The 15,464-nt window shown below is 37.4% G+C and carries 4 protein-coding genes; 1 reads left to right on the forward strand and 3 read right to left on the reverse strand.

Annotated elements, in window-relative coordinates; translation table 11 throughout:
* Positions 1-231 (forward strand): hypothetical protein (locus P8H68_RS06320; protein ID WP_300322570.1); only part of this gene is annotated, 231 nt, incomplete at its 5' end.
* A 57-nt stretch (positions 232-288) separates the two neighbouring features.
* Here the strand turns inward: P8H68_RS06320 and P8H68_RS06325 are convergent.
* The 3 genes from P8H68_RS06325 to P8H68_RS06335 are packed head-to-tail and all read right to left on the reverse strand — an operon-like array spanning position 289 to position 15,413.
* Positions 289-2,082 carry an OmpA family protein gene (locus P8H68_RS06325; RefSeq protein WP_300322572.1) on the reverse strand — a complete coding sequence of 598 codons (1,794 nt, stop codon included), beginning with the start codon at positions 2,080-2,082 and terminating at the stop codon, positions 289-291.
* 11 nt (positions 2,083-2,093) lie between these two features.
* The gene (locus tag P8H68_RS06330) at positions 2,094-2,999 is read right to left on the reverse strand and encodes a type IX secretion system membrane protein PorP/SprF (RefSeq protein WP_300322574.1); all 906 of its coding nucleotides are present in this window, start codon (positions 2,997-2,999) and stop codon (positions 2,094-2,096) included.
* 6 nt (positions 3,000-3,005) lie between these two features.
* A complete protein-coding gene (locus P8H68_RS06335) occupies positions 3,006-15,413 on the reverse strand; it encodes a gliding motility-associated C-terminal domain-containing protein (RefSeq protein ID WP_300322576.1) in 12,408 nt (4,135 codons plus the stop codon).
* Positions 15,414-15,464: the final 51 nt, after the last annotated feature.

The following is a 15,464-nucleotide window of genomic DNA, read 5'->3' on the forward strand; positions in this document are numbered from 1 at the left end:
AAAGAACAGACCATTAAAATATATTTAAGTGATATTTCTTTAGACCAGCAACTCAAAACTTTGCTAGAAAAAATAAATGGTGTTCGTATTGTAGAAGTACAAGAAAGTATGAGTAGAAATAGAGTAAAAGAAAATCTAACAATCTTTAGAGATGAAGACATTTCTATCAATATCCTAAAAGAAAAAGTAGATGACTTTTTAGAAAGTTATTTTGAACGAGTTGATATTTAAAATAAGAACAAAAAAAACTCCTAGATTTCTCTAGGAGTTTTTTTTATCAATTATTATTTACTTCTTTTTGTCAACCTTGATATCTAAGTTTTTAGAATCTTCTAGCATCATATCTTCAACTGTCTGTTCCTTTTCATGCTCATCAGGGTTTGTAATTACAAACTCAATACGTCGATTCTCTTGGTGCTCATCCTCTGTACATTTTACACCGTCAGAACATTGGTTGATAGGTTGTGTTTCTCCATATCCCTTAGAACTAATTCTACTCGCCTCAATTCCACTTTGAATAATACCAACTCTTAAAACTGCTGCTCTTCTTTCAGACAAGCTTAAATTGTATTCAGCACGTCCTCTACTATCTGTATGTGCCTTGATATGAACTTTGATATGTGGATATTTTCGCATCAATTGAACAACTCTCTTTGCAGCATTAAACGATTCTGCTCGAATGTTGGTCTTATCAAAATCATAATAAATAGGATCTACCCTCAACATCATTTCTCCTCTTGTCAAAATGATATCTGAAGGAGTTAGAAACAAATTAGCAGCAATGGTGTCCAAATTATTTTCTGTGGTAGCAATCATCAATTCAGTTCCTTCATACTGTTCTTTTTCTGCCACCAACTTATAATTCATACTACAATCCACGGCAAATTGAAACTCTCCTTGAGCGTTGGTAACTACACTATCCAATTTTAAATTATTCTCATCTAATAAAAATATTCTAGCACTGTCTAATACTATACTTGAAATCTGTGATTTATAAATACTATCCTGTTCCTTACCCACTACCAAAGTACTATCTATAGAAGTTTCATCTCCCTTGCTATAAACAATGGTTTCATCCAATTGCTTGTTATCTTTTGTAAAAAGAGTAACCGTTGTAATAGTATCCACTTCTGTCTCTAACTCATGGGCAATTCCTTTTATGATTTGACTACAAGCAAATTCAAAAGTATAAATATCATCATCTCCTTTTCCTCCTGGTCTATTTGAAGAAAAGTATCCTTTATTTTTAGTCTTATTAAAAGCAACCCCAAAATCGTCACTATAACTATTCAACGGACGCGCTAAATTCACAACAGATTTTGTAGGCAAATGATCCACCAAATCAACCATAAAAACATCTAATCCTCCTTGTCCAATTTCATAACCATCACTTGAAAAGTAAAGCTCATTTTTCCATACATAAGGAAACATTTCCTTTCCTTCGGTATTGACATTGGGACCTAGGTTTTTAGGCGTACCGTAACTTCCATCGGGGTTGATATCAACGACATATAAATCCGTTTTCCCATAGCCACCCGGCATATCAGACACAAAATATAATTTCGTCTCATCTTCGCTCAAAGAAGCATGTCCTGTTTGATAATTCCTATTATTAAAAGGCATTTCAAAAATCTCCCATTCCCCAACAGAATCTTTTTCTGCACGATATAATTCAATTAAATTCCTTCCTAAAGAATCCGTAACATATTTCTTTTTGTAATAATTACTTCTAGAAAAATAAATTGTGTTTTCATCTTTTGTAAACACCAAATCTGCATCATGGTATTTTGTATTTACTTTATCAGAAAACCTAGCCACAGAATCAAAATTCCCATCCTTGGTTAACTTCGCCTTATACAATTCTAAATAAGGTTGGTGGTTTCCACTCCATTTTCTTTGTTTGATAGATCTATCTCTTCTAGAAGAAGAAAATAAAACCAAAGAATCTGAATAATGAACCATTCCAAAATCTTGATTTTTAGAATTTATATTTATGTTTTTCACAACACACTCCTGCTCCTGCCCAATAAGATTTGCAGAAACGAAGATGAATAACAAAAAGAATATATTTTTTTTAAACATAGATATCATTTTTAAAAGAATCTAGGACTTTTCATATTACGCTTACTAAAGCTATAGGTTAATATCAACTCATGTGAACCTGAATTATACACTCCAAAACTACTAGTTGAATAATCATAAGCATAACCCAATCGTAATTTTTGTGAAGCTTGAATTCCAATCATTGCTGAAATAGAGTCATCAATTCTATAGGACAACCCTAACTCTAAAACCGATTGCACCATCGCATTTACAGACAGATCAACAGATATAGGAGCACCAGAGGTTCCTTTTATCATCGTAGAGGGTTTTATCTGAAACTCATTCGTAACATCAAACACATATCCCGATGTTAAAAATATTGGCATCTTTTCAGAAGCCACACTTGCCACCCCACTATCATCTCCCAAATGTTTCGTTTCTAAGAAATTTGGTGCAGACAATCCTGCATAAAACTTATCTGTATAATAATAAATTCCAGCTCCAAAATTTGGAGAAATTTGATTTACAGGTACATTTAACGGATCTCCTGGAGTTACTGTTGACAATAAACCAATATCCAAAAATGTAGCACCAGCTTTGATACCAAACGCCAATCTTCCTTCCTCTCCAGTAAATACTGTAAAAGAGAAATCTCCATATACATTATTTTCCTTCACCGGTCCAATCTCATCATGAATTACAGAAAAACCTAATCCCACAGCTCTTCCAACAGGGGCATCTAATGATAGAGTAGCCGTTCTCGCTCCTCCTTTGACTCCAACCCATTGCGTCCGTCCTAAAAGAGTCAGCACCGGTAGACCTCTTGAACCCGCATAGGCAGGATTCACCACAGTCATATTATACATATACTGGGTATAATGAGGATCTTGCTGTGCCATAGAATCTAGAGCACTTAACAGCAGAACACTAATGATTAAAATTCTAAACTTTCCCATATATGATTATCTTCTTAAATACACCCATCCTGTTTGCGGTGCTCTGTCATTATTATTAAATTCAATCGTATAGAAATACGTTCCATCTGGTACATCACCAGAACCTAAATTCACACCTCCATCAGAATATCCATTCCACCAAACTGGTTCCGCATTTGGATCCCCTGAATGTTTGTAGGCAAATACTTTGTTACCCCAACGGTTTACGATTACTATTTTAAAGTTAGGATACAGTACTGATAAGTTTGTAATCTCAAAAGTATCATTCAGTCCATCACCATTTGGAGTAAACTCTTCTGGGATAAAGAAATCAACATCTACTTCCACCTCAACAGTATCCTGGTCATCCTCATCAGGATTGTCATTTCCAGGTGTTGAATCTACATCTTGTTCATTACACGTTTCTACCTGTGCCGTATTATCCCACTCTCCAGTTGATTTAACTTTTACAACAATCGTTAAATCTTCTTCTACCGCAACCTGAACCGTTCCCACATCCCAAATACTTGTAGAGGCATCATAAGAACCGATAGATGCACTAGAGGAGACAAATTCATAACCCGTAGATAACACATCTTCCACTGTTACTCCTGTAGCTATACTCGGACCTTTATTGATCAATCGAATTAAAAATTCAATTTCATCTCCGGCAGTTGGTCGGTTATCATTTACCTGTTTCACTAATTCTAAATCTACTAATGATACTGGAGTCACAATTATACAACTAGTATCATCTGCAGGATTGGTATCTACATTCGAAGATCCAATGATTGTGACACAGTTCTCATAATCTCCAATTGGATTTACAATAGCAGCTATCGTTAAAATCTCAGCACTTCCTTTGGCTAAAGTATTGATCGTCCATACTCCTGTAGTAGCATCATACACACCTGCCGTAGATTTATAAGCCAAGTAATTAAATCCTGAAGGTAAGACATCCATCAATTGAACTGTAGAGGCATCTAATTCTCCATAATTATTAACTTGAATTCTAAAGGTTATCTCATCTCCAACGTTTGGAGTTAAATTATCCATTAAAACTGACTTTTCAACTCCTAAGTTTAACGCGGATATATAAGAAATATCTACACAAGAATAATCATCTTCCGTTGGATCTCCATTCCCTGGAGTTGAATCTAAATCGGCTTCATTCATTGCCGTAATTTCAGCACAGTTCTCATGATCTCCTGTACCAAGAATTAATACATCCATCGTTAATATTACTGTACTTCCTGGTAAAACCTGTCCTATATCCCATATACCTGTACCGAAATCATACACTCCAGTAGTAGAATTATATCTGATAAACTTATACCCTGATGGTAAAACATCTGTCACCTCAACTCCTGTAGCTAAAGATTGTCCTTCATTTGTTACGTGAATTTCAAAAGTCTTTTGATTTCCAATAGACGCTATATCGGTACCGTCGCTAAATGACTTGGTCAACTTTAAATCCACATCTCTTACCGGAACAATTGTTACGCTTCCGATGTTATTTGATGTATCTAAATCGTGTTGATCCGCCGTCAAGTTAGAGGTTGCATTCACAATAACGTTCCCAACGGTATTGACCCTTACAATCGCAGTGATGACCAAAGTCTTGGTTTCTCCATTGGCTAAATTTCCAATCGACCACAATCCTGAACCGCTGTTGTACATTCCTGAACTATCATCTGATATATATCTTACATCCGCCGGAAGAACATCCGTAATACTGACACCTGTGGCATCATTTGGTCCATCATTCATAACAGAAATTGTATAATTGATAGTGCTCAACTCAACCGGACTTGCATTATCAACTGTTTTCGTAACTCTTAAATCAGATGCAGTAACCACAATTGTTTCCTCCATATCATCTGGAGTATTGTTATTATCCAATTGATCCTGGGTATTCGAAATCGTATTGGTGAAACTATTACCTGATGCTCCAGGTTCTACCAAAACTTTCAATAATAAAGTATAGGTATCTCCAGCATTTAAATTACCAACAAACCAATTCGGCGCTGTCCATATTCCCTCCGTAGGGATTCCAGAAACATAAGAAAGACCGGCAGGCAATACATCTTCAATAACTAAATTTGTTGCATCGATGGTACCATTATTAGTAACTCTAATTGTATAGATCACATGTTCTCCTTCATTTGGAGAAGAATTATTTACCACTTTAGAAAGTACAATATCTGTTTCATTATCTACATAAATAGCAGCCTCTAATGTATCTCCATTTGTGGTTGGATCCGCTTGGTCTCCAACCGCCGGTGAAGTAGTATTTACAATCGTAGAACCCGCAGTTCCACCATCCACTACTGCAGAAATTGTAAGAGTTTTTGTTGCTCCATTTAATAGGTTTCCTATCAACCAAACTCCTGAACCAGCATTATAATCTCCACCTCCGGTATCACTACTATAGGTTACTCCATTTGGTAAATTATCTACCAATGAAACTCCCGTTGCATCACTTACTCCATTGTTTGTAACAGTAATTGTGTAATTCACAGTATCACCTTCATCTGGTGTTGTAGTATCTACTGTTTTAACCGTAACTAAATCCGTAGAAGAAACAGTTACCGATACAGATGGTTGATCTGGTGTAGCATTTGTATCAAATTGATCTTGTGTATTCGTTACTGTATTTACCAAAGTCTGACCGGCTGTTCCAGCACCTAAATTTACTTGTAAAATTAAAGTTTCTGTCGCACCAGCATCCAATTCGTTAATTGACCAATTTGGATATGCCCAATTTCCACCGGAAGTAGTACCTGCAACATAAATCAAGCCAGATGATAACATATCGGTAATTACCATATTAGTAGCTCTAACAGTTCCATTGTTGGTAACTTTCACACTATACAAAAGAGTATCACCTTCATCTGGAGAAGCATTGTCCACATTCTTTTCTAAAACAATATCTGTTTCGTTATCTACGTGTATCGTCGCTTGAAGTTGATCGCCTACTGTTGTCGGGTCTGTTTGATCTCCTGCAGCGGCAGTAGTTGTATTCACAATTGTAGACCCAGCCGAACCAATTGAAACCAATGCCTCGATATTCAAACTTACTGTTGCTCCATTCGCTATGGCTCCAATACTCCAAATTCCCGATCCAAAATTATAAGCACCAGCACTGTCATCAGACTGATACACAACTCCTGATGGTAAATGATCCACAAGACTAACTCCTGTAGCGTCACTCAACCCATTATTGGTAACATTGATCGTGTACGTAATTATTTCTCCTTCATCTGGTGATGGATTATCCACCGTTTTCACTGTTACTAAATCCGCTGCCGTAACGATAACTGTTTCATCCAAATCATCTGGACTCGTATTGGTATCCAATTGATCTTGCGTATTAGATATCGTATTGGTTAAAGACTGACCAGCAGTTCCAACTCCCACATTTGCTTTCAATGATAAGTATTCAATCGCTCCAGGTGCCAAAGATGTCAAGGTCCATGTTGGTGAATTCCAACTACCAGCGGTTGGTGTTCCAGAAACATAATTCAACCCAACTGGTAAAACATCCGTTACCTGAACATTCGTTGCAGTTATAGTTCCTTTATTTTCAACAATAATGGTATACACAACATCTTCTCCCTCGTTTGGCGTGTTGTTATTTACCGTCTTGCTTAACACAATATCAGTTTCGTTATCTACATATACTGTTGCCTCTAAAACATCTCCATTTGTAGTTGGATCTGCTTGATCTGCGATCGCAGCAGTTGTTGTATTTACAATCGTTGAACCGGCCGTTCCTGATTCTACAACCGCCTGAATCAATAGGCTTGTAGTAGCTCCATTTGCAAGTGCTCCAATCGTCCAAACACCCGTGGCACTATTATACTGTCCACTGCTGTTATCTCCAGAATATGCCAAGCCATTTGGCAATATATCCACAAGACTAACTCCCGTGGCATCACTTGTACCATTATTAGAAACTGAAATAGAATAAGTAATCGTTTCTCCTTCTGCCGGAGTCGTATTATCAACCGATTTAACCGTAATTAAATCTGCAGCAGTCACTACAATTGTTTCTTCTAAATCATCTAAACTTGCGTTATTATCGAACTGATCCTGCGTGTTGCTTACAGTATTGGTAATTATTTGTCCAGCAGTTCCGGCATCTACCGTTACAGTAACAAATAACCTCTCCGTTGCACCAGATACCAATTTACTAAGACTCCATGTCGATGCACTCCAATTACCAGAAGTAGGAAGAGCAGAAACATAGGTCAATCCAACTGGAAGTAAATCTGTAATAATCACATTGGTTGCATCAATAACACCTTTATTTTGAACCTCTATCGTATAAATTACAGTGTCACCTTCATTAGGCGTTAAGTTATTGGCCTTTTTCGTTAATAAGATATCTGTCTCGTTATCGATAAAAATAGAAGCTTCTAAAACATCTCCTGTTGCAATAGGGTCTGCCTGATCTGCAAATGCACTTGTTGTTACATTTGTAATTGTCTTCCCTGCAGTTCCAGCATCCACTGTTGCCTGAACTGTTAATATTTTAGTGTCTCCAAATGTCAAGTTTCCAATTGTCCAAATTCCAGAAACAGGATCGAAAGAACCGCTACTATCATCACTTATATAAGTCACTCCGTTTGGTAAATGATCTACCAAGGATACGTTAGTAGCATTCGCCAATCCATTATTTGTAACACTTATATAATAATTGATAGTGTCTCCCTCATCTGGAGTTGTATTGTCTACCGTCTTTACAGTAACCAAATCAGCATACGCAACAACGATAACTTCTTCAGAGTGGTCTAATGTTGCATTCGTATCTAATTGATCTTGCGTATTGCTAATTGTATTTATAATAGTTTGACCCGCAGTTCCAGCATCAATTCTTACCCTAAGGATCAAGGTTTCCGTTTCTCCCGGATTCAGTGTATTCAAATTCCAAATAGGGTTATTCCAAATTCCAGAGGTAGGCGTTCCGGATAAATAAGTAACACCAGCAGGTAAAATATCCTCTATTTCTAAATTTGTTGCCTGTATGGTACCATTATTCCAAACTCGAATCGTATAAAATACTTCAGCTCCTTCATTTGGATTTAAATTACTTGCTACTTTACTTATAACTATATCTGTTTTATTTTCAATAAAAATAATAGCCGACAATACATCTCCAACTGTTGTTGGGTCTGCTTGACCTCCTGAAGCTGCTGTGGTAGTATTTTCAATGGTTGTTCCTGCCGTACCTGCATTTACGGTAGCAACTATATTTAAACTTACAGAAGCTCCGAATGGGATATCACCAATACTCCAAACACTAGTTGCATCAGAATAAGAACCGGCACCATCATCACTAACATAAGTCACCCCAAATGGTAAATGATCTACTAAACTTACTCCTGTTGCATCACTCAGTCCATTATTTGTAACAGTCAGCGTATAAACAATAGTATCCCCTTCATCAGGTGCTGCATTGTCTACCGTTTTAACCGTCACCAAATCTGACGCTCCAACAACTATCGTTTCTTCTAAATCATCTGGAGTAAAATTAGTATCCAATTGATCTTGGGTATTGCTTATTGTATTCGTTAAATTTTGACCTGCCGTTCCTTGGTCTACTTTTGCATCAATAATAAGCACTTCAGTTTCACCAGCTGCAAGAGAATTAATCGTCCAAATTGGTGAGTTCCATATTCCTGTTGAAGGAATTCCCGCAACATAGGTCAATCCAACTGGTAAAATATCCGTTATAGCCACGTTGGTCGCTGTTATAGAACCATTATTAGATATTGTAATAGTGTATCTTATAGTCTCACCTTCATTCGGAGTATTATTATTAACAGTTTTAGTTAAGGCAATATCCGTTTCATTATCAACAAAAATTGCTGCTTCAAGCACATCACCAGTTGTCAATAAATCTGTTTGATCTCCGCTTGCTGCAGTCGTGGTGTTTAAGATCGTACTTCCTGCAGTACCGCCATCAACAGTTGCTTGAATATTCAATTCAGAAGCTGCTCCGTTCGCCAAAGTTCCCACATTCCAAATTCCAGAACCTGAATTATAGTCTCCTCCAGCATCATCGCTTGCATAGGTAACCCCATTTGGCAAAATATCTATAAGAGAAATATTTGTAGCTTCGTTTGGACCGTAATTATCAACTTTAATCGTGTAAGTAATAGTTTGTCCTTCACTAGGAGCAGTATCATCAACCGATTTTACAGTAATTAGATTGGCAGAAGCAATAATTACTGACTCTTCAAGATCATCTGGAGTAAGATTAGTATCCAACTGGTCTTGGGTATTTCTCACATGATTTGTAATCACTGTACCTGCGGTTCCAGTATTTACTCTTGCAGTTAAAAGCATCGTTGCAGAAGCTCCATTTGCTAAAGTTCCAATATTCCAAACAGGACTATTCCAAACTCCTTCATTTGGTACACCTGAAATTAAAGTAAGTCCTATCGGAGTAATATCCGTAAGCTTCAATCCAGTTACTTCAATTGGACCGTTATTTTGAACTTCAATGGTAAATATTACAATTTCACCTTCATTTGGATTCGAATTATTAACGACCTTAGTAACAGCTATATCTGATTGATTATCCACATAGATTACTGCTTCCAACCTATCACCAACGGTAGAAGAGTTCGTTTGATCCCCTTCCGCTACAGTTGTTGTATTTGTGATCGTTTTTCCTCCAGTACCGGCATTTACGGTTGTCTTAATGTTTAAGGTTTCAATTGCTCCATTACTAATAGAAGCTATAGACCAAACCCCCGTATTCGAATCATAGGTTCCAGCGGAATCGTCACTTACATAAGTAACCCCTAAAGGTAAATGATCAATCAAACTCACATTGGTAGCCGCATCAGGACCGATATTTCTTACGGTAATCGTATAATTAATTTCCTCTCCAACACTAGGAGTTGCGTTGTCCACTGACTTTTGAGTTACCAAGTCGGCAGAAGTAACCACAATAGTTTCATCTAAATCATCGGTAGTATTGTTATTATCAAATTGATCTTGAGTATTGCTAATTGTATTAGTTAATACCATTCCATCTGCAGAATCACTTACCAAAACCTCAAGGTTTAAAGTTTCTTGTTCTCCAACGCTCAATGCGTTGATATTCCAATATGGATTGTTATAAACTCCAGAACTAGGCGTGCTTGATACTAAAGTCAGTCCAGCTGGAAGTAAATCTTCTATCACGACATTTGTTGCAGCAATTGGTCCTTTATTTTCAACGACTATTGTATAATTTATTTTATCTCCTCCATTAGGATTTGCATTATCAACCACCTTAGATAATACAATATCAGTCTCATTGTCAATATAAATAGTTGCTGATAATTGGTCTCCAACTGTAGATATATCTGTTTGATCGGCCTTAGCAGCCACAGCAATATTTTCAATAGAAGTACCTGCCGTTCCACTATCAACAGTTGCATTGATATTTAAATTTGTTGAGCTACCATTTGCTAGATCTCCAATAAACCAAACTCCAGTTGCAGGATCATAGAATCCACTTCTATCATCACTTACATAGGTGAGCCCAACAGGTAATTTATCAACTACAGTAACATTTGTTGCATCATTCGGACCATTATTCGTAACAATAATAGAATACTTCACAACATCTCCAACTTGCGGTGTTCCATTATTCACTGTTTTCACTGTCACCAAATCAGACGCAGTAACAATGATTGCCTCATTCTCATCATCGAGGGTGGCATTGTTATCCAACTGATCTTGTGTATTACTTATAGTATTATTCAGAGTTTGCCCTGAAGTACCTGTTGACACAATAACCTGAACCAATAACGTTTCTGTTACTCCTGCAGCCAAGGTATTTAAAGTCCACGTAGGAAAACTCCATACACCTTCTGAAGCAACTCCTGAAACATATACCAATCCTGGATCTAAAACATCAGTAATCACTAGATTCGTAGCATCAATAATTCCATTATTTGTTACCTCTATCTTGTAAACAATTGCATCACCTTCATTTGGTGTTGAATTGTTTACTGTTTTAGACAATACTATATCCGTTTGGTTATCCACATGAATATCAGCTTCTAGAATATCTCCTACAGTGGAAGGATCCGTTTGATCTCCAACAGCAGCCGTAGTTGTATTTGTAACAACTGAACCTGCAGTTCCAAGGTTAACTGTAGCCTGAATATTTAAGATAGTTGAATTTCCATTTGCCAGATTTCCAACATTCCAAATACCAGAACCACTGTTGTAATCCCCGCCTGAATCATCTGATACATAAGTAACACCCGAAGGTAAATTATCTATCAAGCCAATTCCAGTAGCATTACTTCCTCCATTATTTGTAACTTCAATAGAATAGGTAATTAGATCTCCTTCGCTTGGAGCATTATTATTCACAGTTTTAACAGTAACTAGATCTGAAGAAGTCACAATCACGGTCTCTTCCATATCATCTGGAGTTACATTGGAATCGTATTGATCTTGAACATTGGTAACTGTATTTGTTAAAGATTGTCCGGCTGTTCCTGCACCGACCTGAACTTGTAAAGTCAGTTCTTCTGTACCTCCCGGAACAATTTGAGCCATAGACCATTCTGGTTCTATCCAAGTCCCCTCAGAAGGATTTCCAGATACATGAGTCAAACCAGTTGGTAAGAAATCTGTAACCACAATATTGGTAACGTTTACCAAGCCTTTATTTTCTGCTCTTATGGTATAGGTAATAACATCTCCTTCATCTGGAGTTGGATTATCAACTGTTTTAGTAATCACTACATCAGTCTCACTGTCCACAATTATCTCAGCTTCTAAAACATCATCTTTCGTTGTTGGATCCGCTTGATCTCCAGTAGCTGTAGTTGTAAGGTTGGTTATTTTTTGCCCTTGAGTTCCTGGATCTACATTTACAAATATTTTTAACTCTGCAGATTTACCACTTTCAATATCTCCGATATTCCACAGTCCATTTCCAGCATTGTAGGAACCTCCTGAATTATCACTCAAATAAGTTACTCCGGTAGGAAGAACATCGACTAGTGAAACGTTTGTAGCCAAATCTGGGCCTTTATTTTCCACATTGATTGTGTACCAAATTGTTTCACCTTCAACGACTAATGTTTTATTTACTTCTTTTTTAGTTACTAAATCTGAACTAGAAACAACAATCGTCGCAGTATCATCATCTAAAGTAATATTTTGATCTACCTGATCTTGCGTATTGCTAATTGTATTGGTTAAAGTTTGACCTGAAGTACCAAGATCTACTTGAACCTCTAAAATCAGTTCTTCTGTAGCACCTGGCAACATGGTTCCTATATTCCATGTTGGTGGAGTCCATGTTGAAACTGTTCCAATTCCATTGATATAAGTAAGTCCTGCAGGTAAATTATCCGTAAGCACTACATTGGTGATTTCACTAATTGAATTGTTGGTTATTTTAATCGCATAGAAAATAATATCACCTTCGTTAGGATTTGCATCCGACACTTCTTTAGACAGCACAACATCAGCAATAACTGAAGGGGTAATAGTGACAGAGTCCTCATCATTTGTTGGATCTGCATCTATTTCATTGACACTTTCTAAACTTGCAGTATTCTTGTATTCATCAACTGTTCCGTTCGGATTATTCACAACTGCCTTATAATTCAATACCAATTGTTTTCCAGGATCTAATAAAAGATTACTCCATAAAATAGAATTTCCACCGGAATTATAAACCCCTCCATTATCTACAGAACCAGAAACCAAAGTTACTCCACTTGGCAAATCATCCTTGATTTCAATTCCCGTTGCGGTATTTATTCCATTATTTGTTAAGGTAATCGAATAAGATACCGTAGAACCGACCACCGGACTAGGGATATCTACTTTTTTATCTACGGCAACATCTGTAACACCTACAACGGTTATCAAGACGGCGTCTTCTTTCTGTGGACATATACCCAATCTTACTGTCCAATTGAATTCATAAACTCCAGGAACAACCCCAGTAATTTGAGTTTTTGGATCATTTAAATCTAAAATGATTGGAGTCGATGGACCGCTTTTAAATTGCCATTCACCAACCGCAGGGGATACATCCGTTGCATCCATAAATATATTGTCAAATTGCGGTACAATTTGATCAGGCCCTGCATCCAATACTCCGACAAGAGTATCATCATAGATGGTTATTTCAACTGTATCGGTAGTACTACAACCTCCACTAGTAATTGTCCATCGGAATACATAGGTTCCTTCAATCAATCCAGAAACTCCTGTTTCTGAATTAAACTGATTGGCAATTACCGCGGTATTAGGACCAGAATCTTGTGTCCATAGACCTGAACCAAAACTAATTGAATTTCCGAATAAAGTAGTAGCATCCACATCACACAATTCTTGATCTGAACCAGCATTTGCATCAGAAGCTGGTGGTGCTGTAAATTCTAAAATAACCTCATCAGAAATATCTGCACAAACTGGATTTCCATTAGAAACGGTCCAAGTGAATACATAATTTCCAATTGGCAAATTAAACGGATCGTTAATCGTTAAAGTAGATTTTGGATCATTTGGACTATCAATGATAATTCCTGTCCCTACAGAAGGGTCTGTTGTCAATGTCCAAGTTCCAATTCCATTTGTAGGAGTTACCGCATCTAACTGAGGTAATACCTGACATGCAGCGGTTCCACCTGTTTGATCTGGACCTGCATCTGCCCCTAATGGTGGATCATATACATTAATTCTAACGACATCTTTCAATTCTAAACAAGGAGTACTTCCAACATTCCATTCATAGATATATAAGCCTTCAATTAAATCTGATATAACGGCATCTTTATCTGTAGCACTTGAAATTGTAGGGGTATTTGGTCCGCTTACCAAAATCCATTCCCCCGGCTCTCCAGTTGCGGCCATGGTTACAGAAGTATTTGTATCCGTACAAATACTCTGATCTGGACCTGCATTCGGAGTATCAGGAAGTTTTGTGTTTTTAATTTCTAATTCATCAGAACTCGTACAAGACACGCCTGACGCAGATGCCGTAAACGTAAAAATGTAAGTATCCGTAATGCTTGGATCTAATTCAACAATCGCAGTGTTATCTGAATTATTCGTGATAGAAATTACAGGTGTATTAATTGGTGCTGTTTGTGTCCAAACACCTAAAGCACCAGGATTTGCTTCTAATAATATTTGAGAAGCAGCACAAAGATCTTGGTCTTTACCATCCAAATTAATTTCAGTTGCAACGGTAAAAGAGGTTGTAGCCACAGAATTTGGACAATTGATTCCATTGCTACTTGTCCATTTAAAGACATAATCACCCGAAACAAGATTTGAAACTGCCGAAACAGGATCATTAACATCTGCTATATTTGGGTTATTAGGTCCAGACTCTAAAGTCCATGTACCAACACCTTCCGTAATTACGTTTCCTGTTAGCGTGGTTGAATTACCATTACAAATATCCGCAATGGGTCCAGCAGTCGCTGGAGTTGCTGATGTACTAATTGAAAAAGCCATTTCATCTGATGAAGATTCACAAGTTCCTTTAGAAACCACCCAATTAAAAGCATAATTACCGTCCACAAAATTTGTAAATATCGCTGTTGGACTTGTGATATCATCGACAGTCCATCCGGCATTACCGGAAGTCTGTTCCCATTTACCAGTCAAGCCGGTAGCCGGTGTATTTGCAGCCATCACTACTTGAGTTCCACAAACAGTTTGATCAGGCCCAGCATCCAAGTTCAAACTAGAATCCTGTGCTACCGTAATTATTGCAGTATCCTCAGTTTCAGCCGAACAAATCAACGTAGTTACCGTCCATTTAAATTCATAATCTCCATCTTGAGTCATCCCAGTAACGCTTGCGGTATAATCGCCTGTTGAGCTTATTACTGGTGTCGTTGGTCCAGAAACAAAACTCCAAACTCCACTTCCACTAAATGGTACTTCAGTTTCAATCGCTGTCAAAACCCCTGAAGTTGTCCCTGATGACAAACATTGATCTGCTCCGGCATCAGCCACAGAAGGAGAATTTAACACATCGGTTGTTAAAATAACATCATCAGAATCATCTCCACATTTTATTGTTGTAATGGTCCAAGTAAACGTATAAGACTCACTCTTAGCCAATCCTGTTACTATAGCATCAGGAATGGTATCATCTAAAATTGTTATTCCCGCGCTTGGGCTTACAGTCCATTTCCCTGTTTGTCCAGATTCTAGTGCGTTCCCTTGTAACACATGAGTTCCTGAACAAATTGACTCATCTGGTCCAGCATTAGCTACCGGAGGAGTTGCGTACGTCACATAAGTGTCAGAAAAAGAATCTTGTGAATTTGGACCAGCAGAAACCAAGTATCTAAAAATATACTCTCCAGGAATCAAGCCTGTAACTTCAGGATTAGGAATATTTACATCAGAAAAAATGGCGGTATTCGGTCCACTCACCTGGGACCAAGTTGCGGTACCAACGGTTATGGGATTCCCCGCTAATGTTGT

It is taken from the genome of Flavicella sp. (assembly GCF_029238425.1).
In the GTDB taxonomy this organism is placed as follows: Bacteria; Bacteroidota; Bacteroidia; order Flavobacteriales; family Flavobacteriaceae; genus Flavicella.

Bases quoted from the DNA above. Each gene is read 5' to 3' on its own strand.
- P8H68_RS06325 (WP_300322572.1), bottom strand. From the start codon at position 2,082: ATGTTTAAAAAAAATATATTCTTTTTGTTATTCATCTTCGTTTCTGCA.
- P8H68_RS06330 (WP_300322574.1), bottom strand. From the start codon at position 2,999: ATGGGAAAGTTTAGAATTTTAATCATTAGTGTTCTGCTGTTAAGTGCT.